Origin of the sequence: Bacteroides sp. AM32-11AC (assembly GCF_003603515.1) — a bacterium.
Classification (GTDB): Bacteria; Bacteroidota; Bacteroidia; order Bacteroidales; family Bacteroidaceae; genus Bacteroides; species Bacteroides uniformis.
In genome coordinates, this window is the sequence record NZ_QTNH01000019.1 from 28,188 (window position 1) to 55,181 (window position 26,994).

Annotated in this window: 25 protein-coding genes; 18 read left to right on the plus strand and 7 right to left on the minus strand. The window is 47.5% G+C overall.

The annotated features are described in order from the left end of the window. Positions 1-22: 22 nt before the first annotated feature. The 16 genes from DW800_RS17760 to miaA all read left to right on the plus strand — a co-directional run bounded on the left by DW800_RS17760 (position 23) and on the right by miaA (position 15,322). Positions 23-964 (plus strand): phosphoribosylaminoimidazolesuccinocarboxamide synthase, encoded by a 942-nt coding sequence (locus DW800_RS17760; protein WP_005823683.1) that lies wholly within the window; start codon positions 23-25, stop codon positions 962-964. After that, entirely contained in the window at positions 965-1,702 is a 738-nt protein-coding gene (ubiE, locus tag DW800_RS17765) for a bifunctional demethylmenaquinone methyltransferase/2-methoxy-6-polyprenyl-1,4-benzoquinol methylase UbiE (RefSeq protein WP_005823685.1), read from the plus strand. Positions 1,703-1,733: 31 nt separating this feature from the next. Further along, on the plus strand, positions 1,734-2,288 hold the full coding sequence (locus DW800_RS17770) for a hypothetical protein (protein ID WP_005823687.1): 555 nt from the start codon (positions 1,734-1,736) through the stop codon (positions 2,286-2,288). 48 nt (positions 2,289-2,336) lie between these two features. Beyond that, on the plus strand, positions 2,337-3,083 hold the full coding sequence (locus DW800_RS17775) for a shikimate dehydrogenase family protein (protein ID WP_005823689.1): 747 nt from the start codon (positions 2,337-2,339) through the stop codon (positions 3,081-3,083). After that, on the plus strand, positions 3,083-4,078 hold the full coding sequence (locus tag DW800_RS17780) for an alpha/beta hydrolase (RefSeq protein ID WP_005823691.1): 996 nt from the start codon (positions 3,083-3,085) through the stop codon (positions 4,076-4,078). The genes DW800_RS17775 and DW800_RS17780 overlap by 1 nt, the downstream gene beginning before the upstream one ends. A gap of 40 nt (positions 4,079-4,118) precedes the next feature. Further along, a complete protein-coding gene (locus tag DW800_RS17785) occupies positions 4,119-5,027 on the plus strand; it encodes a TPM domain-containing protein (protein ID WP_005823693.1) in 909 nt (302 codons plus the stop codon). Positions 5,028-5,198: 171 nt separating this feature from the next. Continuing rightward, on the plus strand, positions 5,199-5,780 hold the full coding sequence (locus DW800_RS17790; protein ID WP_005835359.1) for a LemA family protein: 582 nt from the start codon (positions 5,199-5,201) through the stop codon (positions 5,778-5,780). 112 nt (positions 5,781-5,892) lie between these two features. Then, positions 5,893-7,062 (plus strand): AIR synthase-related protein, encoded by a 1,170-nt coding sequence (locus DW800_RS17795; RefSeq protein WP_005835357.1) that lies wholly within the window; start codon positions 5,893-5,895, stop codon positions 7,060-7,062. 4 nt (positions 7,063-7,066) lie between these two features. Further along, positions 7,067-8,179 (plus strand): peptide chain release factor 1, encoded by a 1,113-nt coding sequence (gene prfA / locus DW800_RS17800; RefSeq protein ID WP_016272584.1) that lies wholly within the window; start codon positions 7,067-7,069, stop codon positions 8,177-8,179. Between the two features lie 34 nt (positions 8,180-8,213). Further along, entirely contained in the window at positions 8,214-9,044 is an 831-nt protein-coding gene (gene pyrF, locus DW800_RS17805; RefSeq protein ID WP_005835353.1) for an orotidine-5'-phosphate decarboxylase, read from the plus strand. 6 nt (positions 9,045-9,050) lie between these two features. Next, on the plus strand, positions 9,051-10,277 hold the full coding sequence (locus tag DW800_RS17810; RefSeq protein ID WP_005835351.1) for an HD domain-containing protein: 1,227 nt from the start codon (positions 9,051-9,053) through the stop codon (positions 10,275-10,277). Between the two features lie 84 nt (positions 10,278-10,361). Further along, positions 10,362-11,402 (plus strand): UDP-3-O-(3-hydroxymyristoyl)glucosamine N-acyltransferase, encoded by a 1,041-nt coding sequence (gene lpxD / locus DW800_RS17815; RefSeq protein ID WP_005823705.1) that lies wholly within the window; start codon positions 10,362-10,364, stop codon positions 11,400-11,402. 3 nt (positions 11,403-11,405) lie between these two features. Next, complete coding sequence (locus tag DW800_RS17820; RefSeq protein ID WP_005823709.1) at positions 11,406-12,791, plus strand: bifunctional UDP-3-O-[3-hydroxymyristoyl] N-acetylglucosamine deacetylase/3-hydroxyacyl-ACP dehydratase; 1,386 nt, start codon at positions 11,406-11,408, stop codon at positions 12,789-12,791. A 137-nt stretch (positions 12,792-12,928) separates the two neighbouring features. Further along, positions 12,929-13,705 carry an acyl-ACP--UDP-N-acetylglucosamine O-acyltransferase gene (gene lpxA, locus DW800_RS17825; RefSeq protein WP_005823711.1) on the plus strand — a complete coding sequence of 259 codons (777 nt, stop codon included), beginning with the start codon at positions 12,929-12,931 and terminating at the stop codon, positions 13,703-13,705. Positions 13,706-13,753: 48 nt separating this feature from the next. Beyond that, the gene (locus DW800_RS17830; RefSeq protein ID WP_005823714.1) at positions 13,754-14,308 is read left to right on the plus strand and encodes an IS1096 element passenger TnpR family protein; all 555 of its coding nucleotides are present in this window, start codon (positions 13,754-13,756) and stop codon (positions 14,306-14,308) included. A gap of 108 nt (positions 14,309-14,416) precedes the next feature. Further along, entirely contained in the window at positions 14,417-15,322 is a 906-nt protein-coding gene (gene miaA / locus DW800_RS17835; RefSeq protein WP_005823716.1) for a tRNA (adenosine(37)-N6)-dimethylallyltransferase MiaA, read from the plus strand. On the opposite strand, the gene DW800_RS17840 is transcribed toward miaA, so the two are convergent. From DW800_RS17840 to DW800_RS17860, 5 genes are all read right to left on the minus strand, one after another. Next, on the minus strand, positions 15,298-16,536 hold the full coding sequence (locus tag DW800_RS17840; RefSeq protein WP_117887397.1) for a carcinine hydrolase/isopenicillin-N N-acyltransferase family protein: 1,239 nt from the start codon (positions 16,534-16,536) through the stop codon (positions 15,298-15,300). The genes miaA and DW800_RS17840 overlap by 25 nt on opposite strands. A 101-nt stretch (positions 16,537-16,637) precedes the next feature. Then, positions 16,638-17,408 (minus strand): TlpA family protein disulfide reductase, encoded by a 771-nt coding sequence (locus DW800_RS17845; RefSeq protein ID WP_022401726.1) that lies wholly within the window; start codon positions 17,406-17,408, stop codon positions 16,638-16,640. 12 nt (positions 17,409-17,420) lie between these two features. Further along, positions 17,421-19,502, minus strand: a complete 2,082-nt coding sequence (locus DW800_RS17850) for a M56 family metallopeptidase (RefSeq protein ID WP_057088472.1) — start codon at positions 19,500-19,502, stop codon at positions 17,421-17,423. Between the two features lie 43 nt (positions 19,503-19,545). Further along, positions 19,546-21,411, minus strand: coding sequence for a TlpA family protein disulfide reductase (locus DW800_RS17855; RefSeq protein WP_005823784.1), 1,866 nt, complete (start codon positions 21,409-21,411; stop codon positions 19,546-19,548). Positions 21,412-21,440: 29 nt separating this feature from the next. After that, positions 21,441-21,803 (minus strand): BlaI/MecI/CopY family transcriptional regulator, encoded by a 363-nt coding sequence (locus tag DW800_RS17860; RefSeq protein WP_005823785.1) that lies wholly within the window; start codon positions 21,801-21,803, stop codon positions 21,441-21,443. Between the two features lie 210 nt (positions 21,804-22,013). On the opposite strand from DW800_RS17860, the gene DW800_RS17865 reads away from it, so the two are divergent. Both DW800_RS17865 and DW800_RS17870 read left to right on the plus strand, forming a co-directional pair. Continuing rightward, a complete protein-coding gene (locus tag DW800_RS17865) occupies positions 22,014-22,718 on the plus strand; it encodes a hemerythrin domain-containing protein (protein ID WP_008665531.1) in 705 nt (234 codons plus the stop codon). Further along, positions 22,708-23,322 carry a response regulator transcription factor gene (locus DW800_RS17870; RefSeq protein ID WP_005823789.1) on the plus strand — a complete coding sequence of 205 codons (615 nt, stop codon included), beginning with the start codon at positions 22,708-22,710 and terminating at the stop codon, positions 23,320-23,322. Before DW800_RS17865 ends, DW800_RS17870 begins: the two co-directional genes overlap by 11 nt. Before the next feature lie 431 nt (positions 23,323-23,753). On the opposite strand, the gene ccsA is transcribed toward DW800_RS17870, so the two are convergent. Both ccsA and DW800_RS17880 read right to left on the minus strand, forming a co-directional pair. After that, positions 23,754-25,805, minus strand: coding sequence for a cytochrome c biogenesis protein CcsA (gene ccsA, locus DW800_RS17875; RefSeq protein ID WP_057282006.1), 2,052 nt, complete (start codon positions 25,803-25,805; stop codon positions 23,754-23,756). Positions 25,806-25,833: 28 nt separating this feature from the next. Beyond that, entirely contained in the window at positions 25,834-26,988 is a 1,155-nt protein-coding gene (locus DW800_RS17880; RefSeq protein WP_022401731.1) for a Rid family hydrolase, read from the minus strand. Between the last annotated feature and the right edge of the window lie 6 nt (positions 26,989-26,994).

The window sequence follows — 26,994 nt, forward strand, 5'->3', positions numbered from 1 at the left end:
CAAAATCGTAAATATTACAAAGATGAAAGCATTAACAGCAACTGAATTTAACTTTCCCGGACAGAAAAGCGTGTACCACGGAAAAGTTCGTGATGTGTACAACATCAATGGTGAAAAGTTGGTCATGGTAGCTACCGACCGCATCTCAGCCTTTGACGTAGTATTGCCGAAAGGTATTCCCTTCAAAGGACAAATGTTGAACCAGATTGCAGCAAAATTCCTGGATGCCACAACCGACATCTGCCCCAACTGGAAAATGGCTACACCCGATCCGATGGTGACGGTAGGTGTGATGTGTGAAGGATTCCCCGTAGAAATGATTGTACGCGGTTACCTCTGTGGCAGCGCATGGCGTGCCTACAAGAGCGGTGTACGTGAAATCTGCGGCGTGAAGTTGCCCGAAGGGATGAAGGAAAACCAGAAATTCCCTGAACCCATCATCACCCCGACCACTAAAGCCGAGATTGGCGAACACGATGCCGACATCTCCAAAGAAGAAATCCTGGCACAAGGTCTTGCCACACCCGAAGAATATGCCGTATTGGAGCAATACACCATGGCCCTCTTCAAACGCGGTACCGAGATTGCAGCGGAACGCGGATTGATTCTGGTAGACACCAAATACGAATTCGGCAAGCACGACGGCAAGATTTACCTGATGGACGAAATCCATACGCCCGACTCCAGCCGCTACTTCTACTCCGAAGGCTACGAAGAACGTTTTGCCAACGGCGAACCGCAAAAGCAACTCTCCAAGGAGTTTGTACGAGAATGGCTGATGGACAACGGCTTCCAAGGCAAGGAAGGACAGCAAGTACCGGAAATGACCGACGAAATCGTTACTTCAATCAGCGAACGTTACATCGAACTGTACGAACACATCACCGGCGAGAAGTTTGTAAAGGAAGATACCAGCAACATTGCCGAACGCATTGAAAAGAATGTAACCGAATATTTAAAGTAAATGGACTATCCCCAAGAACACATCAAGCCCTACGGTAATGACGGCAAGAAGAGCGAACAAGTGGAAGAAATGTTCGACAACATCGCTCCTGCCTACGACAAGCTGAATCACACCCTATCCATGGGCATCGACCGCAGCTGGCGTAGGAAAGCAATCAAGTACCTACGTCCTTTCCGCCCCCGGCGTATTATGGACGTAGCTACCGGCACCGGCGATTTCGCCATCCTTGCATGCCGCGAACTGCAACCCGATAGCCTGATTGGCACCGACATCTCGGAAGGCATGATGAACGTGGGACGTGAAAAAGTAAAGCAGGCGCACCTCTCGAACAAGATTTCATTTGTCCGGGAGGACTGCACCTCCCTCTCGTTTGCCGACGAAAGCTTCGACGCCGTGACCGTAGCGTTCGGCATCCGCAACTTCGAAGGGCTGGACAAGGGACTGTCCGAGATGTGCCGCGTACTAAAGACCGGCGGACATCTCGTCATACTGGAGCTCTCCACACCAGACCGCTTCCCGATGAAACAGTTGTTCACCATCTACTCCAAAGTTGTCATCCCCCTGCTCGGTAAATGTATTTCGAAAGACAACAGCGCCTACACCTATCTACCGGAAAGTATTCGCGCCTTCCCGCAGGGAGAAGTGATGCAGGAGGTAATCCGCAAGGCAGGCTTCAGCGAAGTGCACTTCAAGCGGCTGACTTTCGGGATATGTACACTTTATGTGGCAACTAAATAAAAAGAAGAAACTTATATAAAAAAGAGACCTTATGAAAGCTACACACACCCTCTATTTATTATTTATTACCCTCCTTTGCGTTGCCGGTTTCACAGCTTGCGATGATTCGGGAAGTGATGATATGATATGGGATTTTGCTCCTATCGAACTGCATATCGCAGTACAAGATGCTCAAGGTAATGATTTGTTGAATCCTGAAACTCCCGGCAACATTGCCAAGCAAGGAATCAAGGCAATCTATAATGGAAAAATATATGAAAAGGACGTTCCAATAAGCCAAACCAAAGCTTACCTTGCACACTTCAACGGTCTGCAAACAATGAAATTTGAAACTGGCAAATACTTTCTCACTTTTGGAGAATTCAATGGCGACGATACATTCGATAACGAAAAAGTGATAATAGACTGGAACGATGGTACTCAAGACGTCATCACCTTCTCTAGCAAACTGATCTGGAAATCAAAAAATAAACCCGTATTCGACAGAAAGTTCTGTTTGAACGGAAAAGATAACGGATTGCAATTCGGAGGTTTTGTTATCATCAAAGAACCGGTAATCACCTCCTCAACTACTTCCGACCAATAATGTACTCCATAAACAAACGAATATAGTTCAATCAATAACTAAAATATTATGCAGAAATACGGTTTAATAGGTTACCCGTTGAAACATTCCTTTTCTATCGGATATTTCAATGAGAAATTCAAGGCAGAAAATATTGATGCAGAATATGTAAATTTCGAAATTCCACGTATCGAGGATTTCATGGAAGTTATCGAGGAAAATCCCAACCTCTGTGGACTGAATGTGACTATCCCTTACAAGGAGCAAGTCATCCCCTACCTGGACGAACTGGACAAAGACACAGCCAAGATAGGCGCCGTCAATGTCATTAAGATTATCCGCCTTTCCAAAGGCAAAGTGAAACTGGTTGGCTACAACTCCGACATCATAGGATTTACACAATCCATAGAACCACTTTTGCAACCACAACACAAGAAAGCCCTGATTTTGGGTACCGGCGGTGCATCGAAAGCCGTATATCGCGGGCTGGAGAACCTGGGTATAAAAAGTTCCTTCGTATCACGCGCCAAGAAAGAGGATAAATACCTCACATACGAAGAACTGACACCGGAAATCATGCAAGAGTACACAGTGATTGTCAACTGTACCCCAGTAGGCATGTATCCCAAAGTGGATTTCTGTCCCAATATTCCTTACGAACTACTGACTCCCAACCATTTGCTCTATGATTTGTTATATAATCCAAACGAAACCCTTTTCATGAAGAAAGGCCAGGCACAAGGAGCCGTCACTAAGAACGGTCTGGAAATGTTACTGCTGCAAGCCTTTGCTGCATGGGAAATTTGGAATAAATAATGAAGAAAACCATAAAATATTCGATTCTCGGTCTGGCTGCCCTCTGCACCGTAGTACTGTGCGGAGGGTACTATATGCTGGGGCATGCTCTGAAACCCGAAGGCCTTATCACACGCAGTCGCAACATTGCCGAATCCTACAACTTCATGTTCGAGCAATATCCCGAACTGCAACCGTGGGTAGACAGTTTGGTGACCGTAGGAGCATTGAAGGACTTCTACATTGAGAACGACCATGGAGAGACGCTACACGCACTCTACGTTGCCGCCACCCACCCCACCCCAAAAACAGCAGTCATCGTACACGGATATACAGATAATGCCGTGCGCATGCTGATGATAGGCTATCTGTACAACAAGGAGATGGACTTCAACATCTTGCTGCCCGACCTCTACGGGCACGGGATGAGCGAGGGAAACCATGCACAGATGGGCTGGAAAGACCGGCTTGACGTACTGCAATGGACCGAAACCGCCGACGAACTCTTCGGGCGCCGCCATACAGACAGCGTAGCATCCCGCAGCACAGAGATGGTAGTGCACGGTATCTCCATGGGAGCCGCCACCACCATGATGGTATCCGGCGAAGTGGAGCATGGTCAATACCAACAGCCTTTCATCAAGTGTTTCGTAGAAGACTGCGGCTACACAAGCGTATGGGACGAGTTTCGCGGAGAACTGAAAGCACAGTTCAACCTGCCCGCCTTCCCTCTTCTGCATACAGCAAACTGGCTCTGCCGGCAAGAGTACGGATGGGACTTCCTGGAAGCCTCTGCTTTGGAGCAAGTAAAGAAATGTACTTTGCCGATGCTCTTCATCCACGGCGATGCCGACACCTTTGTGCCGACGTGGATGGTCTATCCCCTCTACGAAGCCAAGCCCGAACCCAAAGAATTATGGATTGTGCCCGGTGCCACGCATGCTATGTCTTACAAGGATTATCCGCAGGAATACACCGAACATGTAAAGAAATTCGTAGGAAAATACATACATTGATGTGATTTTACCTATCTTCGCCGCAACAAATATTGGTAGTATGAGACGATTTATTTCCATAACATTCTTCTTATGCCTGCTCTTATCCTTGCAGGCACAAGAAGTCTACACCACTAAGAATATTCCTAAAGTACACCTTCAGGACAAGACACGCTATGTGTGCAACCCAGCCGGAATCCTATCCACGGAGGCATGTGACAATATAGACCGTATGCTCTATGCATTGGAGCAGCAAACTGGCATTGAAACGGTAGTTGCCGTTGTCCCGTCCATCGGACAAGAAGACTGTTTTGATTTCTCACACCAGCTGCTCAATGAATGGGGAGTAGGGAAAAAAGAAAAAAACAACGGTTTGGTCATTCTGCTGGTAACCGACCAACGCTGCATCCAGTTTTATACGGGATACGGTTTAGAAGGGGACCTTCCTGATGCCATCTGCAAACGTATACAGACCAAATACATGATTCCCTATCTGAAAGACGGTAATTGGGATGCTGGAATGGTAGCGGGTGTAAAGGCAGTCTGTTCACGTCTTGACGGCACTATGGTGAATGACACGGAAGAGGAGGATGACCTCTCCGTAGGAGGTATCCTACTGGGGCTTATCGGTTTCCTCGCAGTGGCATCTATTATAGGCATCCTTGCCCAACGCGCTGCCAACAAATGCCCCAACTGCGGACAACATAAATTGCAACGTAGCAGCAGCATACTCATCTCACGCCGCAATGGAGTGAAAACGGAAGATGTGACCTACACCTGCCGCAATTGCGGACATAAAGTAGTGCGCCGCCAGCAGTCATACGATGAAAATTACCGGGGAGGAGGCGGAGGTGGTCCGGTCATCTTCGGTGGTGGAGGTCTCTTCGGCGGAAGTGGCGGAGGAGGCTTCAGCGGTGGTAGCTTCGGAGGCGGTATGGGAGGTGGCGGTGGAGCCGGTTCCCGGTTCTAACGCCGAGGATGTGTCATCTGTGTGCCATCAACCGTTTTGACACACCTTCGAGGATACTGGAAGAAAATAAAACGTTTACATAGAATATAATTAAATGATTAATAACTGCCTTCCCCTCCTCCCCTCTCTCTATCGGAGAGGAATCGGAGGTGAGGCCTAAAAATGAAAAGTATGAAGAAATCAACCATTATCATTATCGTTGTTATAGCTCTTCTCGCCATTTGGGGTGTAACCGGCTATAACGGACTCGTAACCATGGACGAAAATGTCAGCGGACAATGGTCGAACGTAGAAACCCAATACCAACGCCGTGCCGACCTGATTCCGAACTTGGTGAATACCGTGAAAGGATATGCCACGCACGAGAAGGAAACACTGGAAGGTGTAGTAGAAGCCCGCAGCAAAGCCACTCAAATCAAAGTGGATGCGGCAGACCTTACTCCGGAAAAGCTGGCTGAATATCAGAAAGCACAAGGTGCGGTGACTTCCGCCCTCGGTAAATTGCTTGCCATCACAGAAAACTATCCGGACTTGAAAGCAAATCAGAATTTCCTGGAACTGCAGGCACAGCTGGAAGGTACGGAAAACCGTATCAACGTAGCACGTACCAACTTCAACAATGCAGCCAAGAACTTCAATACAGCCATTCGCCGTTTCCCCAAGAATATCCTTGCCGGTCTCTTCGGTTTTGAGAAACGAGCTTATTTCGAAGCGGCAGAAGGAGCGGAACAAGCTCCCCAGGTACAATTCTGATAAATACACAACTCTATAGCGAGGCACAAAGGCGAGAAACTTTGTGCCTCGCTTTGTGTTGTAGAAGATTAGATGTATCTTTGCACATTCAATTGAACAAACCTATTATCTCATGAGTAATCAACGATACATGATGCGAGGCGTCAGCGCATCAAAGGAAGATGTGCACAACGCCATCAAGAATATCGACAAAGGTATTTTCCCGCAGGCTTTCTGCAAAATTATCCCCGACATTTTGGGCGGTGACCCGGAGTATTGCAACATTATGCATGCCGATGGAGCAGGCACCAAGTCCAGTCTTGCCTATATGTACTGGAAGGAAACCGGCGACCTGGGTGTGTGGAAAGGCATTGCACAAGATGCACTGATTATGAACATCGACGACCTGCTTTGTGTGGGTGCGGTAGACAACATTCTGGTATCCTCTACCATCGGACGTAATAAACTGCTCATCCCCGGCGAAGTAATCTCAGCCATCATCAACGGTACGGATGAACTGCTTGCCGAACTCCGCGAAATGGGAGTAGGCGTTTATGCCACCGGTGGCGAAACAGCCGATGTGGGCGACCTTGTACGTACCATTATCGTAGACTCGACAGTGACCTGCCGCATGAAGCGCTCAGATGTTATAGACAATGCCAATATCCGTCCGGGCGATGTGATTGTAGGTCTGGCATCTTACGGAAAGGCTACTTATGAGAAAGAATACAATGGCGGTATGGGCAGTAACGGACTGACCAGCGCACGCCACGATGTATTCTCCAAATACCTGGCAGAGAAATACCCTGAAAGCTATGACAAGGCTGTACCCGAAGAGCTGGTATACAGTGGCAAGCTAAAACTGACAGACAGTGTCGAAGACAGTCCGCTGGATGCAGGAAAGCTGGTACTTTCCCCCACCCGCACCTACGCACCGGTAGTTAAGAAGCTGCTCGATGCGCTCCGTCCCCAAATCCACGGTATGGTACACTGCTCGGGCGGCGCACAAACCAAGGTACTGCACTTTGTGGGAGACAACTGCCGTGTCATCAAAGACAATCTCTTCCCCGTTCCACCGTTGTTCAAGACCATCAAGGAGCAGAGCGATACGGACTGGAGCGAAATGTACAAGGTGTTCAATATGGGGCATCGCCTGGAAGTGTACCTCTCTCCCGAACATGCAGAAGAGGTGATTGCTATTTCGAAGAGTTTCAACATCGATGCACAGATTGTAGGCCGCGTGGAAGAAAGCGACAAGAAAGAACTGATTATCAAGAGCGAATTCGGAGAGTTCAAGTATTAAATATATGGCAGACAACAATACCATACTCGAAAAGCTGGAAGGGCTTGTCGCCCGCTTCGAAGAAGTGTCGACCTTGATTACAGACCCGGCAGTGATTGCGGACCAGAAGCGTTACGTCAAGCTCACCAAAGAATATAAAGAACTGGGCGACCTGATGAATGCCCGCAAAGAGTACATGCAAGTACTGGGCGGCATAGAAGAAGCCAAAGAAATTATCGCCAACGAAACAGACCAGGAGATGCGGGAAATGGCACGCGAAGAGCTGGATGCCTGCCAAGCCCGCCAACCGGAACTGGAAGAGCAGATAAAGCTGCTGCTCGTCCCCGCCGACCCGCAGGATGGCCGTAATGCCATCCTCGAAATTCGTGGCGGCACGGGTGGTGACGAAGCGGCAATCTTTGCCGGCGACCTCTTCCGCATGTACACCAAGTATTGCGAATCCAAGGGATGGAAAATGGAGATATCCAGCGCCAACGAAGGTGCAGCCGGCGGTTTCAAGGAAATTGTCTGCTCCGTGACGGGCGACAATGTATACGGCACACTGAAATATGAATCGGGCGTGCACCGCGTGCAGCGCGTACCGGCCACAGAAACGCAAGGACGGGTACACACCTCAGCCGCCAGCGTAGCCGTGCTTCCCGAAGCCGAAGAGTTCGACGTAGTTATCAACGAAGGTGAAATCAAGTGGGACACCTTCCGAAGCGGTGGTGCCGGCGGTCAGAACGTGAACAAGGTGGAATCCGGCGTGCGCCTGCGCTACAACTGGAAGAATCCCAACACAGGCATAGTCGAAGAAATCCTCATCGAATGTACCGAGACGCGCGACCAGCCCAAGAACAAGGAACGCGCCCTCTCGCGCTTGCGTACCTTCATCTACGATAAGGAACACCAGAAGTACATCGACGACATCGCCTCCAAGCGTAAGACGATGGTCAGCACTGGCGACCGCTCCGCCAAGATACGCACCTACAACTATCCGCAAGGACGCATCACGGACCACCGCATCAACTACACCATCTACAATCTCGCCGCCTTCATGGACGGAGACATCCAAGACTGCATCGACCACCTGATTGTGGCGGAAAATGCAGAAAGACTGAAAGAGAGCGAACTGTAAGGCAGTGATAAGTAACCCGTAACTAAAAAATAATATGAACAAACAGCAATTATTCGAGAACATCAAGCGCAAGAAGTCATTCCTTTGCGTAGGTCTTGACACCGACATCAAGAAAATACCCGAACATCTTCTGAAAGAGGAAGACCCTATATTCGCTTTCAACAAAGCCATCATCGACGCTACTGCCGACCTCTGCATCGCCTACAAGCCCAATCTGGCATTTTATGAGAGCATGGGCGTGAAAGGCTGGATAGCTTTCGAGAAAACCGTAAACTACATCAAGCAGAACTATCCCGACCAATTCATCATCGCCGACGCCAAACGCGGTGACATCGGGAACACCTCTGCCATGTATGCCCGTACCTTCTTCGAAGAGCTGGATATAGATTCCGTAACCGTAGCTCCCTACATGGGCGAAGACAGTGTGACCCCGTTCCTTACGTACGAAGGCAAATGGGTAATCCTGCTTGCGTTGACCAGCAACAAAGGCTCGCACGACTTCCAGCTGACGGAAGACACCAACGGCGAACGCCTCTTCGAAAAAGTGCTCCGCAAATCCCAGGAGTGGGCCAGTGACGAACAGATGATGTACGTAGTAGGCGCCACACAAGGCCGCGCCTTCGAAGATATCCGCAAGATTGTTCCCGAACACTTCCTATTGGTTCCCGGTGTAGGCGCACAAGGCGGCTCCCTGGAAGAAGTCTGCAAGTATGGCATGAACAAGACTTGCGGCCTGATTGTCAACTCCAGCCGTGGCATCATCTACGTGGACAAGACAGAGAACTTCGCCGCCGCCAGCCGAAAAGCAGCCCAAGAAGTGCAGGCACAGATGGCGGAAGAGTTGAAAAAAGTGATTAACGACTAACGCTTAATGTTCGAAAGAAAGATTATCAACGACCCTGTCTTCGGGTTCATCAACATACCAAAGGGGTTGTTGTACGATGTTGTACGACATCCTCTTTTGCAACGTCTAAACCGTATCAAGCAACTGGGGTTGTCCTCTGTCGTATATCCCGGTGCGCAGCATACACGGTTCCAACACTCTTTGGGAGCCTTCTACCTGATGAGTGAGGCCATCCAGCAACTTGCCACCAAAGGAAACTTTATCTTCGACAGCGAAGCCGAAGCTGTGGAAGCCGCTATCCTGATGCACGACATCGGCCACGGCCCCTTCTCCCACGTACTGGAAAATACCATCGTGCAGGGCGTCTCCCACGAAGACATCTCCTTGATGCTGATGGAACGTATCAACAAGGAAATGAACGGACAGTTGACACTCGCCATTCAAATTTTCAAGGATGAATACCCCAAGCGCTTCCTGCACCAACTGGTAAGCGGGCAACTGGATATGGACCGCCTGGACTACCTGCGCCGCGACAGCTTCTATACCGGAGTGACCGAAGGCAACATTGGCTCCGCCCGCATTATCAAGATGCTGGATGTAAAGGATGACCACCTGGTAGTAGAGTCCAAAGGCATCTATTCTATTGAGAACTTCCTCACTGCCCGCCGCCTGATGTACTGGCAAGTCTATCTGCACAAAACCTCCGTTGCCTACGAGAAAATGCTGATTAGCACCCTGCTCCGCGCCAAGGAACTGGCAAGCCGCGGCATAGACCTCTTTGCCTCACCCGCCTTGAAATTCTTTCTATACAACGACATCAGCCGGGAGGCATTCTACAACAATCCCGAATGTTTGGAGAATTTCATTCAGTTGGACGATAATGACATCTGGACTGCCCTCAAGGTATGGAGCCGCCATTCGGACAAGGTTTTGTCCACCTTGAGCGCCGGCATGATTAACCGAAACATCTTCAAAGTCGAGATTTCTACCGAACCTATTAGTGAGGAACGGAAAAAAGAACTAACTTTGCAAATCAGTGAACAACTGAACATCCCTCTCTCCGAAGCGAGATATTTCATCTCTACCCCCAGCATCGAGAAGAATATGTACGACGAGGCAGATGACAGTATTGACATCCTCTACAACGACGGCAGCATCAAGAATATTGCCGAAGCATCGGATATGCTCAATATCTCTCTTCTGTCCAAGAAAGTAAAAAAGTACTACTTATGCTACCAACGTTTGCATAGATAAGTATAAAATATTCACCTCAGGACAAGGAAATATAAAAAAAAAGTCCGTTATTTGCGTTTTGAAACCATCTAACAAGAATAAGACATGGAGTTCTCTGCTAAACAAATTGCAACATTTATCCAAGGAGAAATTGTTGGAGACGAGAATGCTACCGTTCACACCTTTGCGAAAATCGAAGAGGGAATACCGGGAGCCATCTCCTTTCTATCCAACCCCAAATATACCCCCTACATATACGAAACCCAATCAAGCATTGTTCTGGTAAACAAGGACTTTGTTCCGGAACAAGAAGTGAAAGCCACCCTGATTAAAGTGGACAATGCGTATGAAAGTCTTGCTAAATTGCTAAATCTTTATGAGCAAAGCAAGCCAAAGCGGGTGGGAATTGACTCTCTGGCCTTTGTTGCCGAGACAGCTAAAATTGGCAAGGATGTTTACATTGCGCCTTTTGCCTGCATTGGCGAATACGCAGAGGTGGGAGACAATACGGTCATTCATCCGCACGTCACGATTGGCAGCGGTGCCAAAGTGGGCAATGACTGTATTATTTACGCTAACTCCACCATCTACCACGATTGCCGGGTAGGAAACCACTGCATCCTGCACTCCGGTTGCGTTATCGGTGCAGACGGTTTCGGCTTCGCCCCCACTTCCGAGGGCTATGAAAAAATACCGCAAATAGGTATCACTATCCTGGAAGACCATGTGGAAATCGGTGCCAACACGTGTGTGGACCGTGCTACTATGGGAGCCACCATCGTACATAGCGGCGTGAAACTGGATAATTTGATTCAGGTGGCACACAATGATGAAATAGGCTCCCACACCGTAATGGCGGCGCAAGTAGGTGTAGCAGGTTCTACCAAGATAGGAGAATGGTGCATGTTCGGCGGGCAGGTAGGCATTGCAGGTCATATTCATATTGGCAACAAAGTGAACCTTGGCGCACAGTCTGGTGTTCCCAGTAGCATAAAGGACGGTAGCCAGCTTATCGGTACCCCTCCTATGGAGCTGAAACAATATTTCAAGGCATCCATCGCACAAAGAAGTTTGCCGGAAATGCAAGTGGAACTGCGCCAGCTCCGCAAAGAATTGAATGAACTTAAACAACTATTAAATAAGTAACCAATGTTAAAACAAAAGACTCTAAAAGATAGCTTTTCGCTTAGTGGAAAAGGTCTTCATACGGGACTTGACCTAACCGTTACTTTCAATCCTGCTCCGGATAACCATGGATACAAAATCCAACGTATCGACTTGGAAGGACAGCCTACCTTCGATGCCGTTGCAGACAACGTATCCGAAACTACCCGTGGAACTGTAATCTCCAAAAACGGAGTAAAGGTGAGCACAGTGGAGCATGGTATGGCAGCCCTCTATGCATTGGGTATCGATAACTGCTTGATACAGGTAAACGGACCGGAATTTCCCATTCTGGACGGAAGCGCCCAATATTATGTCAACGAAATAGAGCGCGTAGGCACTGTAGAACAAAATGCCGTAAAAGATTTCTATATCATCAAGTCCAAAATTGAATTCCGTGACGAAACAACCGGCTCTTCCATCATCGTGTTGCCGGACGAGAACTTCAGCTTGAATGTATTGGTATCATACGATTCCAACATCCTCCCCAACCAGTTTGCAACGCTGGAGGACATGACGAAGTTCAAGGATGAAATCGCCGCAAGCCGTACTTTCGTGTTTGTACGCGAAATTGAGCCGTTGCTGCAAGCCGGTCTTATCAAGGGCGGCGACCTTGACAATGCGATTGTTATTTACGAACGCGAAATGTCCCAGGAGAACTATGACAAGCTGGCCGACGTGATGGGTGTTCCTCATATGGACGCCAAACAATTGGGATATATCAACCACAAACCTTTGGTGTGGCCCAATGAATGCGCCCGCCACAAGTTACTTGATGTCATCGGTGACCTGGCCTTGATAGGCAAGCCCATCAAGGGCCGTATCATCGCTACCCGCCCGGGACACACTATCAACAATAAGTTCGCCCGCCAGATGCGCAAGGAAATCCGTTTGCACGAAATACAAGCCCCTACCTACGACTGCAACCGCGAACCGATTATGGATGTAAACCGCATCCGCGAACTTCTGCCTCACCGTTACCCGATGCAATTGGTGGACAAAGTCATAGAAATAGGTGCCAACTACATTGTAGGTGTCAAGAACGTAACTTCCAACGAACCTTTCTTTCAGGGACACTTCCCGCAGGAACCCGTAATGCCCGGTGTGTTGCAGATAGAGGCAATGGCACAGACGGGAGGTTTGCTTGTACTGAATTCAGTGGATGAACCGGAACGTTACTCCACCTACTTCATGAAGATTGACGGTGTGAAATTCCGCCAGAAAGTGGTACCTGGAGATACCCTCATCTTCCGTGTAGAGCTGATGGCCCCCATACGCCGCGGCATCTCTACCATGAAAGGCTATGTGTTTGTAGGCGAAAAAGTTGTCTGCGAAGCAGAGTTTATGGCGCAAATAGTTAAGAACAAATAATAAAATTTACGATTAGACTATTTACGATTTACGATTCAAATTATTCGTGAGAATTATCACATTCGGATAAAATCGTATATACAGTAAATCGCAAGTATTCTCAATCGTAAATCGTAAATAGCTAAATCGTAAATAATATGATAAGTCCCTTAGCGTATATTCATCCCGAAGCCAAAATCGGGGAAAACGTAGAGATTGCTCCTTTTGTTTTCATTGACAAGAATGTGGTAATCGGTGATAACAACAAGATTATGGCAAATGTCAACATTCTGTACGGTGCACGCATTGGCAATGGAAACACCATTTTCCCGGGAGCCGTTATCGGTGCTATTCCCCAGGATTTAAAGTTCAGAGGGGAGGAAAGCACTGCTGAAATCGGAGACAACAATATCATACGTGAAAACGTAACTGTCAACCGCGGTACAGCTGCCAAAGGCAGAACCATCGTCGGTAACAACAATCTCCTGATGGAAAGTGTACACGTGGCCCACGATGCTCTGATAGGCAACAGCTGTATCATTGGCAACTCTACAAAAATGGCGGGTGAAATTGTCATCGACGATTATTCCATCATCAGCGCCAATGTACTGATGCACCAATTCTGCCATGTGGGCGGTTATGGAATGATACAAGGCGGCTGCCGTTTCAGCAAGGACATCCCACCGTACATCATTGCCGGACGCGAGCCTATCTGCTATGCGGGAATCAATGTGGTAGGGTTACGCCGCCGTGGCTTCTCCAACGAGACCATTGAGAAAATCCATGATGCCTATCGTATTATCTATCAAGGCGGTCTGAACAATACGGATGCCTTGAAGAAAATCGAGGATGAAATGGAAATGACACCGGAAATAAGCTATATCGTAAACTTTATACGTGAATCAGCCCGCGGCATTATCCCCGCAGGAAAATGAAAAACGTATGATTTACACAAAGTCAGAAATCATAAATTATAAATCATCATGATCTACAGATTTACAATCATCTCTGATGAGGTGGACGATTTTGTCAGAGAAATACAGATAGACCCGGAAGCTACCTTTTATGACTTCCATGAAGCGATTCTAAAGTCGGCAGGCTACACTAACGACCAGATGACTTCTTTCTTCATTTGCGATGATGACTGGGAGAAAGAGAAAGAAATTACGCTGGAAGAAATGGATGACAATCCGGAAATGGACAGTTGGGTGATGAAAGAGACCCAGCTGAGCGAACTGGTTGAAGACGAGAAGCAGAAACTTCTCTATGTATTCGATTATATGACTGAGCGCTGCTTCTTCATCGAGCTTTCTGAAATCATTACCGGAAAGGAAATGAAAGGAGCCAAATGCACCAAGAAAGCAGGTGAAGCTCCCAAGCAGACCATTGATTTTGAAGAGATGGCAGCTGCTGGCGGTTCCCTTGATTTGGACGAAAACTTTTACGGCGACCAGGACTTCGATATGGAAGATTTCGACAAAGAGGGTTTCGGCGGTTTGGACGAAGCCGGAAACTCCTTTGAAGAAGAGAAATATTAAACAGACATACCATACAGATTTCTTTTAGGCACGGATTACACGGAAACACACGGTTGTTATTGAATATTCCGTGTAATCCGCGTAATCCGTGCCTATTTTTTTACCCGCATGCACACCCTAATCGTACTTATCGGTCCCACCGGAGTAGGCAAAACAGAGCTCAGCCTCCGATTGGCAGAACATTTCCATACTTGTATCGTCTCGGCCGATTCGAGACAACTCTATGCAGATTTAAAGATAGGCACGGCTGCCCCTACACCGGAGCAACTGCAACGGGTACAGCATCACTTCGTCGGTACCCTGAAGCTGACAGACTATTACAGTGCCGCCCAATACGAAGCGGAAGTGATGAAGCTGCTGGAAGACCTGTTTACAAAGCATAACACCGTACTGCTGACCGGAGGCTCAATGATGTATGTAGATGCAGTCTGTAAAGGAATTGACGACATTCCGACCGTAGATGCCGATACACGCCAGCTCATGCTGCACAAATACGAAACAGAAGGTCTGGAAAGACTTTGTGCGGAACTTAAGCTGTTGGATCCGGAATATTACAAAATAGTAGATTTGAAGAATCCCAAACGCGTAGTCCATGCTTTGGAAATCTGCTACATGACGGGAAAGGCCTACACTTCCTTCCGCACTCAACAAAAGAAAGAACGCCCCTTCCGTATCATCAAAATAGGATTAACACGTAACCGGGAAGAGCTTTATGAACGCATCAACTGCCGGGTGGACCAAATGGTGGAAGAGGGTTTAGTGGAAGAAGCGCGCATGGTCTACCCACATAAAAGTCTAAATTCCCTAAATACAGTAGGCTACAAAGAAATATTCAAGTACCTGGATGGTGAATGGACATTACCCTTTGCCATCGAAAAGATAAAGCAGAACTCACGCATCTATTCCCGTAAGCAAATGACCTGGTTCAAACGAGACGAGGAAATCCACTGGTTCCACCCGGAGCAGGAAGGGGAAATACTGGAATACTGTCATTGTTCCATCAAAGGCGTATAAGCCTTTCGGACAAGTGCTTCCACATCTTGATAAAGCTTCTGCATTTCTTGAGAATCAATGCTTCCTTGCTGTCTCCAGCTGTCCAACAATAGGCATGTACGGCGAAACACCTCTGCCTCTACCGTAACAAGCTGCTGCATATAGCCATTATTCTCCATATTGTACAGTTTTTCCCAATTCAGATAACGATTGGTTCCCATCCCCTGATTGTAACAAAAGACATTGTTGGAAAGCCGGAGTGACCAATCACTGAGCGGAGCGGCGACACACGCCTTGTCCCAACATACCATCGGAGGCAGAAGTCTATCCGCATCCTTCACCCAAAGCGGCACGGCAATACCCGTAGGAGGATATCCCAGCATTGTCCACATCGTAGTAAGTTCCGCCTTCTCACCCGGTTTTACGCCCTGCACCACAATGGAACAAGAAGTGCTGTTACGGGGAATAAAATCCTGGTCGACAAACCAACCGGAACCTTGCGGGCGATTAAACTTCCCGCTCTTCAAATCAATATCGAGCATGCCATTGCGAAACGAACGTGAAAGATCATTGAAGATACCCTGCGGCGTAATTCCCCCCATTGCAGAAGCTCTCATCAGTACCCGGTCTGCCTCCATATAGCGCACATAACCCGCCCCCCGATTCACTTCACCGGCAAAAGAGAAGTTGGTACGGGCAATGTAGCCGTAAGGAGCATCTTTGGGATTATTGGCATCATACATCGTATATTTATAATAATCCACCTCAAACATGGCGGCAGCGCCTTGAGCGTCGATTACGCCAAAATTGGCCTCTATCAAGCTGGGCTTGGAAATGGTATCGAGGAAATGGCAGAAATCCTCCACCGTGGCACAAACCTCCAAGGCACGGTAGATAATCCTCCCGTTGGCTGCCCCCCGTTCTTCCCCATCTTTCACTTCCACCAGATTGTAGGATTGGGTGTTCATCAAGGCAAAACCAACGGAGTTTGTACCCATCCATGCCTCTTTCAAGGCAGGAAAGTTAGCACTATTCACATCGGCAATGAAGTTATACTTCTCCCCTTTTATATAAGCAACATGATTTCGCAGATAGTCCGTATCACGGTTTTTCCATAGCAACGGACGGCCGTCAGGAGTAACCTTTCCAGAAACGACGGCAGATGTACAAGCCAGAACCGGCTCAGCAGTGAGTGCCGCAAGCAGTCCCCATATTAAAAAAAGATGTTTTATCATAACCTTGCCTTCCTTAGATTTATATTCGCAAAGGTATGATAATCTGTGAAAGGGCAAAAGAAATCCTCTGAAATCCTTATCCCCTATTCATCAGGAAAGAATTATTCGCTGACAAGTTTCTGCAACTTATCCTGCATATACCGAAGTTTCGCAGTTCCAGTACCTTGTTCTATATGACGGATAATGCCTTTCTTATCCACCAGTATAGTGACCGGCATACCACTCACATGAAAGGTCTCGAAGAAAAACAAGTCATCGGCTATCTGGGTAAAGAGGAAAGGACGGCTCTCTACAATTTTCTTTATTTGTACAGCACTGTCAAAAGTCGTAGCAAGATAGGTTACATCAGGATAGACTTCTATCCATTTGTTCAGCTCCGACATTTCACGGATACAAGGACCACAGCCGGTATACCAGAAGTTCAAGACCATAGGACGTCCCGTCACATCGGCCTTGCTCCATTCCTGTCCTTCTGTGTCTTTCACTTTGAATTCCGGAAAAGCCTTTCCTATCCATTCTTCCTTCTTCAAAGTCTGTACGGCACCGCCTATCGGCAACTTCTTCCCCGTTCCTCCACGGTAACTCATCAAGAAAGCTTCCGCACCAGGCACCTCGTCGGCAGGAGTAGCATATTCTCTCACCTCCTCAGACAGCACAATGCCCTTGCGCAAGCGGAGTTCCGTAACCTCGTGTCTCGCGCCGTCCTCATGTATTATGAAAGCCGCCACGTTGTCCGAACCCACACCAGGCGGCATGCCTTCGAAGAAAAGCCCGCCCACCAAATAATATTTCTTACCGGCTGTCTGGGCAGAGCAAAGCCCTGCCCCCACAGCTACCAGAATCAGAAACAAAGAGAGAATTTTCCTTATCATAGTTGTTAGAGACTATTCACTTTTCAGCGTAATCGTAAGCTTGGGCTGCACCTTCACTTTGCCGGTAGCCATGCCTATATACGAAACAACCAATACAGCATCCTTAGAAGGTACAGAAAGGACAAAATTGCCATTGACATCGGTAACGCTTCCCGTAGTGGTACCTTCTATCAGAACAGCCGCACCGATAACAGGCTCACCCTGCTCATCCACCACTTTGCCTTCCACTTTCATATTGCCTTTGGCAATGGTCTTTTCTACAGCTTTAGTTTTTTTAGTAGTGATGTAAATCTCACCTTTTCCACCTGCCTCTTTCTTCACCTCAATGCCCTCAATATTCTCGGCAGGTATTAAATCATCGATAGTTTTAGTACCCAAGTCAACCTTTTCTCCATCAATATAGACAGTCTTTATTAAATCAAGACTACTCTTATGCTGTACTTTAGCATTCTCTGCCACCTCATTACCCCGGCGGATAACCATACCCGGAGTTCCTTGTTTCAGGGTTATCAGAACAACGCCATTCTGTCCCTCTTCTCCATATAAATCCGTGGCAGATTTATCTTTCAAAACCGTTACACGTTCTATCTTATCAGGATTCAATGCACTCATGACAGATGGCGTCACCTCTTTTCCATCCACAATATACAATGGCTCTTTCCCATTACCTGCATATCCTTCAACTGTAATACCATTGGCAGAAGAAGTTTTTTCAAGTTTGTCGTCGTCCAGCCTGAACATCACCGGCACCGTAAATTTCACAGCCACCGGCTGCCCCTTCTGTCTCCCCGGCTTCCACTTCGGCATAGTGTTTATCAATCGCAGCGCCTCGGCATCCATATCCTTATCCACAGAACGGAGCACCTTGGAGTCCTTGATGCTTCCATCTTCATCCACCACAAACTGGACAGTGACCCGTCCCTGCGTACCGTTCTCTTTGGCAGATGCCGGATAACGCATATTCGTCTTGATATAATCCATGAAAGCACTCATTCCGCCGCCGGGAAATTCCGGCATCTCCTCTGCCACCTCGAAGACCGAAGTTCCCTTCAACTGCTTGCGGACTTCCGCCGGTACATACTTCACATCGGCAGGCTTCGTAGTGTCACCTGCACTTTCCGCCACTTTTGTTTCTACAATTGCAGCCAAATCGTTAACTTTGACGCTTGAAATCTTCTCCACTTTATCGGAGACTTCGGGACGGGCAAAAGCTGTCACTGCAATGGCAGCTACCGGAAGTACATAAAGATACTTCAAACGTGCCCACGGGCTTGATTTTTCTTTTAACATCATAGTGATACGTTTTTTAAGTTTACTGTGATTAAAGCTGTTGGCCATAGAGTAGAGCCTTGTGCCGACAGCTTTTTTTATTAATAATAGTTGATACTGTTTTGCATCCACACCCTCCTTTATCACCGTTTCATCCGCTTCAAACTCATGAATATTCTGCAATTCCTGCTTCAGGAGCCATGATGCCGGATTGAACCACTGAAAGAAAATGCAGACATCAGCCACCAGCAAGTCCCAGGAATGGCGGTTATGGATATGGGCAAGCTCGTGGATAAGGATTTCCCGTCCGTTCTCCTCCAAGTCTTTCCGTGAAATGACAATATATCCCATCCAACTGAACGGAGCGATGTCACAGTTGTGTACAATCAAAGTAACGCGCTCTTTCCTGCCCGGTAAGTAGCTGCCGATATCCTCTTTTTTACCCGATTTCAGCAACATCAGTAACCGTACCAACGAATATACGTTGCGGAAGGCAAAGAAAACGATTCCTGCCAGATAGACAAGCAGCGCCACTTGTATCCAGGTGACTGTTGCCGTTTCAGCCCTTGCTCCGGCCTCAGTGGCATTCACTGCATCTGCCATCATCAGCAACTGCTCCAATGTCAGCATCGTCTGGTGCACTTCCGTCTCCTGCTTCACACTTACCTCTACCAAAGGCAATAGGCAGGACAACAGCAAAATGCCCAACAATGAAAAACGGTTGAAACGATGAAACGTCTCGCGTGCCAGCAACAAGCGATAAAACAAATAGAATATCGCCAGGCAAACAGAAGATTTGAGTATATAAACAAAAAACAGACCCATGGAATTATTTACTATTTAGGGATTTACGATTTACTATTTACAGTTACTTGGTCAGTTCATTCCGTAGCATCTCCACTCCGGGAAATCCGGTTGCTTTGTAGGAAATATCTCCTTCACGGTTCACGACGAAATAGGTCGGGATACCCGGATATTCGTACAGCTTTGCCAATGCCGTACTTTGCTCATTGCTAATGCGACAGTGAATACCGGGTATATCCGGTATCATTACTTTCCATTTTCCTTCAGGAGATGTTTCGTCGACAATATATAGATAAACCACCTCTTTCAGCTCCTCTTTCAACGGTTTCAGGCTTTTCATGGCCCGCATACAAGGACCACACCAGGTGTTCCACATATCCACCAGTACCATCTTGCCACGATAAGGACGAGTAATGACCTGCAACAAACTGTCTGCCGCTACCTCCTTTTCCACCTCAACAATCTTATATCCGGTCTTTCCCTTAGTAGCTTCCAACTCTGATTTCAGTTCGGCTTCAATCCTCCCGTTTCTCATCAGGAACAATTGCCTGAGGTCGGGAGAAGCGATGCTGTCCACCGTCCGACGCTCTTCCTCAGTCAAAGGCATGTACTTGCTCAGATTACGGGAAGCACGCCCGGCAAGAAGCATGTCCGGCCAAAGAGGGTCTTGCACAAACTTATCCCGGAAATTTCCGGTAGCGGTCTTCACAAAGTCCGTATAATAATTGTAATATTTCTGTTCGGGGGTATGCAGAATATCCAGTTGCAGTATTTCCTTGAAGTATGAGGTACTGTCCACCGTCATGTCCGCCCTTTTCACCCCCTTCCTGCCCGAAAGCATCGGGGCATAACTAAGGTTACTCTTGTAATTATAGATAAGGCTGAACAGATTCATATCCAGATTTGCCCGAATATAAGTACGGCAAGCCTGGCTCATATCCTTGTTTTTTACAAGTTTCTTTTGCATATCTTCATAATGCCTGAACAGATACTTTTTATATGCCTGCGGAGTCATCCCACAAATATCTGCATAAAAATCATCAGCTCCCGATAAGCTTTTCATTTCACCGAACCGCAGCAACTCGGTATTCAGACCGGCATAGTCTCCTTCAAACCAAACACAGTTGTCCGTTACACCATCCCTTTTCCGGCTTAAAAGACGGCTTTGCGAATAGAATATTTCAGGCAGATTGATTGTGACATCCAGTTCTCCACCCGGAACGAGAAACAATTCTATTTTCGAACGGGATATCCACAGCGTAGCACCGCTCGGCAACAGCACCTCTGTCTCATAACGGAACGTGCCATCCTCCGCTATCTTCAAGTCCTTACCGGTGAAATACATGAAGAACCAAGGCGAGTCATAGTAGCGTAACGTCACTCCATACTCCGGTTTATACCCCAATATCTGCCCCTTTATGACAGTCTTTCCCATATTCAATTCCGGTCCGGGCAATGGCAAAACCTCATCCGGTTTCTTATTCCGCAAACGTTCGGGAATATCCACCCGAGGTTTCTCTCCGTTGAGCTGTATACCATAAATTACCCATCCTTCATCACTGTCCGGTGTCTCTACAAAATCAAAGCTCTCAGTATCCATCGGAAGCGGACTAAACTTCAAAACAGCAGTCATTTCACCGGAAGCGGGAATATGCGTCCATTCATCCCTGGCAAAACCGGTATTTCCCAAATATCCGTAATCCTTTCCGGATGCCCGCAACACAGCTGTCGAATCAATCCTGACCCTATCGCCCTGCATGCCATAAAGCCTCACCGCCAGCCAGGTCGTATCTTTTCCAAGCGTCACTTGCTCCACTTCAATGCTACGCGTATTGCATGCCATGAAATAGGGTACCTTTACGATTTTCTTTGCCTGCAATCCGCAGCAAATACTTACCAGCAGCAAACAAACCAATCCGATGTTTTTCATAAGCCAGAGTTATTAGAGTCTCAACAATCTCAGTCCCTTCCCTTTTCCACGTCTTGTATCAACTGCTTCAGTTCTTCCAGGGATATATCCTCTTCCTTCACCAGAGACGACACTGCGCTGAGATAGGAATTATTGAAATATTTGCTGATAACGTTCTTCAGTGTCCGCTTGCGAAAATCCTCCTCGCTGACCACCGCATAATACTGATACGTGTTGCCGTACGTATGATGGCTCAGGAATCCCTTATCCTCCAATCCTCTCACAATGGTGGACAAAGTATTGAAATGTGGTTTCGGCTCTTCATAGAATGCCAGCATTTCCTTCACAAACAAGGGTCCCTTTTCCCAGAAAAAGCCCATGATTTCTTCTTCTTTTGCAGTCAATCCTTTCATAACATTCTTTGTTTTCTGCAAATAACTAAATTATTTAGTTCAAAAACTAATTTCTCTCGTTAAATAAAACTAAAGCTTTTAGTTTATTCGGCAAACACCAGTCTCCAACCGTCTCCCGACAAGCAAAATACCTACTAATAGTGATTGCAGTTCTCGGATAAAAGCCGTTACTTTGCGCACGAATCAGAGAATTAAAAACAATAACATACAATGAATGAGCAACATAAGTACCGCTCCACGGACAAGATGAGCGACCTCATCTGTGACAATTACTCCTTATTAATGGTGATGAGCCGCTTCGGACTGTCATTAGGATTCGGAGACAAGAGCGTGAAGGACGTCTGCGAAGCACAAGGCGTCGATTGCCCTACATTCCTCGCCGTAGCCAACTTTATCAGCGAAGAACAATACTCTTACAGCGGCAATGAAAGTGATTTTTCCATTCCCGCCCTTATGGATTATCTGAAGCGTGCCCACACATATTTCCTCGACTTCAACCTGCCGGCCATCCGCCGCAAACTCATCGAAGCCATCGATTGTTCCAGTACAAACGATGTAGCCTACCTCATCCTGAAGTTCTTCGATGAATATGCCAAGGAAGTACGCCGCCACATGGAATATGAAAACCAGGCCGTATTCACCTATGTAGAGCAATTACTCCAAGGCAACCTATCGGACGAATACAACATCGCCACTTTTGCCAGCAAACATAATCAGATAGATACCAAACTGAAAGAGCTGAAGAACATCATCATCAAATACTACCCGGAAAAGGAGAACAACAATCTCCTGAATGCGGTCTTGTTCGATATATTCAACTGCGAACAAGACCTTGCCACCCACTGCCAGGTAGAAGATTATATGTTTGTTCCCGCCGTAGCGCAAATAGAAAGGAAACTGAAAAATGAACAATAATACTTCTTTGAAGATTGTCATTGCAGAAACTTCGGTCATCATCCGGAGTGGTCTGACGGCTGTTTTGAAGCGTATTCCCAACTTGAATGCACACCCTATTGAAGTTTCTTCTCCGGAATCGCTGCAAAACTACATTCACATGCATCCGGCAGACATTATCATCATCAACCCCACTTTCGGTGGCTGGTTCGACCTGCCCGCCTTCAAGGCAGAACACGGAAAATCCGGTATCAAGTACATTGCTATGGTATGCTCCGTCATCGACAACAACATATTGAAGGAATATGACGAGAACTTCGCCATGTGCGATGACGTAGATGTCATCGCCTCCAAAATCAACCACTTGCTACACACCGAGGAGGAAGAAGAAAAAGACAGCGAACAAGAAACCCTGAGCCAGCGCGAAAAGGAAATCATCACCTGCGTTGTGAAGGGCATGACCAACAAAGCCATCGCCGACAAACTCTACCTCTCCATCCATACTGTCATTACCCATCGCCGTAACATTGCACGCAAACTGCAGATACATTCTCCGGCAGGGCTCACCATCTACGCTATTGTCAACAAGCTGGTAGAATTGAGCGACATCAAGGACTCTCTATAAGATTCTTCCGGCAACCGTTTCCCTACCCGCTGCGGCCTATAGGGAAAAACCGGATGAATCCCTTGCAAAAGTATGCTCCTCCATACGGGAAAAGCCCTCTGCCTATTGATTAAGGTTTATCTTGTGCCTGAAGACAAAGCTCATCCCCTATGTCATCCCTCCCCATCCTATGACTCTTTATGCCCCACAAGTATCCTTATCCAACCTTACCCACAGTATCCGTCACGCCATACACAAATCCCCGCTTCACGATATCACATCGGGAAGCGGGGATCCTTTTATCTTCATAAAAGTGGTTACGTAATTATGACTAACTAATTCATTCAAATCTGATGTTGCAAAGATAAGGCATCGGCAGACAGTACGCAATCACTTAAATTAGGTATAATAAAACAAGTCAGTCATCATAAATAGGTAGAACCACCCACAAATCAGGCATTGGCATAGCTGTGCATTCCTCCAAGGATGTAGTTCACCCCGAAATAGGTCATCAGGACTGTCAGAAAGGCGGCAACCATATAGATATGGAAGAATAACGGACTGCGGAAAATGCGCAGGCTGCGCGCATGGAACGCCGCTCCATAAACCATAAAGGTAATCAGCGCCCATACTTCCTTCGGGTCCCAAGCCCAATAACGCCCCCAAGAAGCATTGGCCCAAACCGCACCCAGAAAAATGCCGGCTCCCAAAAAGAAAACGGCGGGATAAAGCAGCAATCGGCTGAGCAGCATCAACATCCGGGCTGAACGGCGAAGACACAATGCCAGTATGCCGTTCAGCATCATAAAGGCAAACAAAGCATAAGACATCATTATCAACGACACATGCGTACTGAGCCACGGAGAAACGAGCACGGGCATCAAGGGAGTGATTTGGGGATTCATCTGTCCCAAATAGGACACCAGTAAGGCAAAACCTGACAGCAAAAAACCGAAAGGCACCATAAACGGGAAGCGCCGCCGAAACAGACAAGCCAGGAACAGCGCACACAATGCCATGAACTGCATCGTTTCGTATCCATTACCCAACGGGATACGCCCGCCGATGTACCACCTCAGACCATACCCGAAGAGCTGAAAGAGAAACGCCGCATAAAGAGAAAACGGGAAAAAAGTATCTGCCAAACGCGAAGAGAAAGAGAGCGCTACAATCCTACCGGAAGAGTCTGACAATGCCGACGAACGGCGCAGGCCGCGATACAGCAGACGGAAGAAAGCCAGCATCCCCACCGTAAGGTTGAACATGAACAGCAATTTGCTGAAAGGAATACGGTTATACAGCAATTCGGCTTGTATTTTAGTATCGGAAACAGGCTCCACACTCCCGTCTTCCGGCAAAGGACGAATCAATGTACCATTTTGGAGCATCAAAATCAGTCCCACCTTTTCATCCGCCTCTACAATGGCCTTTTCCAGAGAAGTCATTTTCTGATGATGGTCTTGCTTCCCCTTCCAGAACTTCTGCAAGCGATACTTCTCACCGTCGAACAAATCAGCCAGACATGCATAGGGTGTCTCCAAATGAAGCAGGCGACGGAGTGCCTCGTTTTTGATATAAATCATCGGCTCATTCTGCCAAACTTCCGGACGCAGAAGCCATCCACCAATCACCTGCTCCGGCGTCATGCCTCCATAAGACGGTTTTCCCGTCAGTTTCAGTACAAAATCGCGCGCAAGGGTATTGAAAGGAACCACACGGTCATTATAAATCACCTGCTTACGGGCAAGACTATCCGCCTGCTTGCGTGCCAGTGCCGGAAGGCTTCTCTTCTGCGCATGTACCCCACTTCCCAGACACAGCAACAATAGGACAAACATTCCTCCCTTCTTCAACAACGGATGCCTCAGCAGCCTGCGGAACTCTCCTCCCCGGCTGACCAGCATCCAGAGCATGGAGACACCTAACAAGAGGTATCCACTATAGGTAATCCCTATCCCCCACGGGTCATAATTCACTGTCAGCCAGCTCCCCTGCATATCCTCATCAAAGGAAGACTGATAAAAGCGGAACCCCTGCCGTGAAAGAATACGGTTCATGGAGACGGGCGTCTCACCGTGAATATAGCTGATATAATCTGCAGGAGCATCCGTACCCGGATAGTACTCAATCCGGAAACTGTCCAGACGTAAGGTGAACGGTAACTCTACAACCTGCCTGCCGTCTTGTTCCAAAAAGCAGTTCACCTCACTGCCGACAGTAAGATGCACATATCCTTTCCGGCCACAAAGAAACGTAGTCATGGCTCCCGCCAAAATCACGAGGAAGGAGCCATGCAACAACAACGTCGGGAGATGCCGCCACAACCGCAGTCTTACAAGCACAACAACAGTCATCGCAGCAAGGGCTCCCCACAAACAACAGAACCAAATCGTATGATAAACATGCTTTTCTACAAAATCCGTACTGCACGTCTGCTCTACAAACGTAGTTGCAGCAAGCATGAGCAGCAAACAACCATAAACAGCTATGAGAAACTTTTTCAATTAAGAGCTATCAATTAAAAGTAAAAAATCAATATGGAGCAAACTCCTTGTTTTCTAAAGACCTGACTCCCATACATTCCATCTCTATCAGCCAACCCGGACGACATACGGGAGCATATACAAACACTCTCGGAGTATCCGGAAAACGCTCGTCATACATTCCTTTGACCACGGTATAGTCAGCAACATCCCGCAGATAAACAATCATCTGTCCTAAATCATCAAACGTACAGCCAGCCTCTTTCAACAAAGCCTCCACATTCTCCCACATACGTTCCGTCTGCTTGCGAATGTCTCCGGGACATACCACCTCACCTTTATTATTGATGCTCGCAGTACCCGAAATAAACACCTGGCGACGGTCGCCATAATCCACATACGTACCTCGCTCGAAACTCACACCGTATTCGTATGTGGGATTCAGATGTGTCGGTGCGTAAAGGTAGTGAATTTGTTCAGATTTCAAACCATCTACAGCATAAGTATCCATCTGAACCGTCACTTTTGGGTCGGCATGACGGCCACCGATACCGGTACTGGAAATATAATGAGTCTTCTCCGTCAAGTCCTGGGTAACAAACACCTCATTACGCGCCTTCACCACTCCGGCATAATTCACATCCACGTTCTGTACAAAGAACCAGGTACGTATGCAATTATCAGCCAGCTTACAGCCCTGTTCCATCAGCTGCATCACATAGTCATTCAACAGCAGACGGGTCTGGTATTCCGAATTGGCAGCACGATTGAAAGAGCCGCCTCCCCAAAGGTGACGGTAGGCGCCATGTCTCACTTCGAACAATCCGTTATGAAGCACCTGTGTTTCCACACCTTTCTGCAGATAGACCCACAGTGCAATCTTTGTACCGTTCAACGGCGGCTGCTCTACCACGGAGAGTGCACAATCCGAACATTCTGCCGAAAGCGCCAGTAGCATATCTGCCTGATTGGCGGCGTCACTTAGAAAGTAGCGTTTAAAGATGGCAACAGCACCTTGTAGTTCACTTTCACGCAGTTGGCAGTAAGTGTCGACCACCGCATTCAGCTGTTCTTCATAAGTCGCTTCCGGTCTGGTGGCATGAATCATTACATGATATTCCGAAACACCCGCTTCTACCTCATATTTAAAGATTTCGGTTAAGGTATTCTCCGATTGATTAGTTTGTTGTTGTTTATCTTTCATATTAAA

Coding starts and splice junctions, on each gene's coding strand:
- DW800_RS17760 (WP_005823683.1), top strand. CDS start 23: ATGAAAGCATTAACAGCAACTGAATTTAACTTTCCCGGACAGAAAAGC.
- ubiE (WP_005823685.1), top strand. CDS start 965: ATGGACTATCCCCAAGAACACATCAAGCCCTACGGTAATGACGGCAAG.
- DW800_RS17770 (WP_005823687.1), top strand. CDS start 1,734: ATGAAAGCTACACACACCCTCTATTTATTATTTATTACCCTCCTTTGC.
- DW800_RS17775 (WP_005823689.1), top strand. CDS start 2,337: ATGCAGAAATACGGTTTAATAGGTTACCCGTTGAAACATTCCTTTTCT.
- DW800_RS17780 (WP_005823691.1), top strand. CDS start 3,083: ATGAAGAAAACCATAAAATATTCGATTCTCGGTCTGGCTGCCCTCTGC.
- DW800_RS17785 (WP_005823693.1), top strand. CDS start 4,119: ATGAGACGATTTATTTCCATAACATTCTTCTTATGCCTGCTCTTATCC.
- DW800_RS17790 (WP_005835359.1), top strand. CDS start 5,199: ATGAAGAAATCAACCATTATCATTATCGTTGTTATAGCTCTTCTCGCC.
- DW800_RS17795 (WP_005835357.1), top strand. CDS start 5,893: ATGAGTAATCAACGATACATGATGCGAGGCGTCAGCGCATCAAAGGAA.
- prfA (WP_016272584.1), top strand. CDS start 7,067: ATGGCAGACAACAATACCATACTCGAAAAGCTGGAAGGGCTTGTCGCC.
- pyrF (WP_005835353.1), top strand. CDS start 8,214: ATGAACAAACAGCAATTATTCGAGAACATCAAGCGCAAGAAGTCATTC.
- DW800_RS17810 (WP_005835351.1), top strand. CDS start 9,051: ATGTTCGAAAGAAAGATTATCAACGACCCTGTCTTCGGGTTCATCAAC.
- lpxD (WP_005823705.1), top strand. CDS start 10,362: ATGGAGTTCTCTGCTAAACAAATTGCAACATTTATCCAAGGAGAAATT.
- DW800_RS17820 (WP_005823709.1), top strand. CDS start 11,406: ATGTTAAAACAAAAGACTCTAAAAGATAGCTTTTCGCTTAGTGGAAAA.
- lpxA (WP_005823711.1), top strand. CDS start 12,929: ATGATAAGTCCCTTAGCGTATATTCATCCCGAAGCCAAAATCGGGGAA.
- DW800_RS17830 (WP_005823714.1), top strand. CDS start 13,754: ATGATCTACAGATTTACAATCATCTCTGATGAGGTGGACGATTTTGTC.
- miaA (WP_005823716.1), top strand. CDS start 14,417: ATGCACACCCTAATCGTACTTATCGGTCCCACCGGAGTAGGCAAAACA.
- DW800_RS17840 (WP_117887397.1), bottom strand. CDS start 16,536: ATGATAAAACATCTTTTTTTAATATGGGGACTGCTTGCGGCACTCACT.
- DW800_RS17845 (WP_022401726.1), bottom strand. CDS start 17,408: ATGATAAGGAAAATTCTCTCTTTGTTTCTGATTCTGGTAGCTGTGGGG.
- DW800_RS17850 (WP_057088472.1), bottom strand. CDS start 19,502: ATGGGTCTGTTTTTTGTTTATATACTCAAATCTTCTGTTTGCCTGGCG.
- DW800_RS17855 (WP_005823784.1), bottom strand. CDS start 21,411: ATGAAAAACATCGGATTGGTTTGTTTGCTGCTGGTAAGTATTTGCTGC.
- DW800_RS17860 (WP_005823785.1), bottom strand. CDS start 21,803: ATGAAAGGATTGACTGCAAAAGAAGAAGAAATCATGGGCTTTTTCTGG.
- DW800_RS17865 (WP_008665531.1), top strand. CDS start 22,014: ATGAATGAGCAACATAAGTACCGCTCCACGGACAAGATGAGCGACCTC.
- DW800_RS17870 (WP_005823789.1), top strand. CDS start 22,708: ATGAACAATAATACTTCTTTGAAGATTGTCATTGCAGAAACTTCGGTC.
- DW800_RS17880 (WP_022401731.1), bottom strand. CDS start 26,988: ATGAAAGATAAACAACAACAAACTAATCAATCGGAGAATACCTTAACC.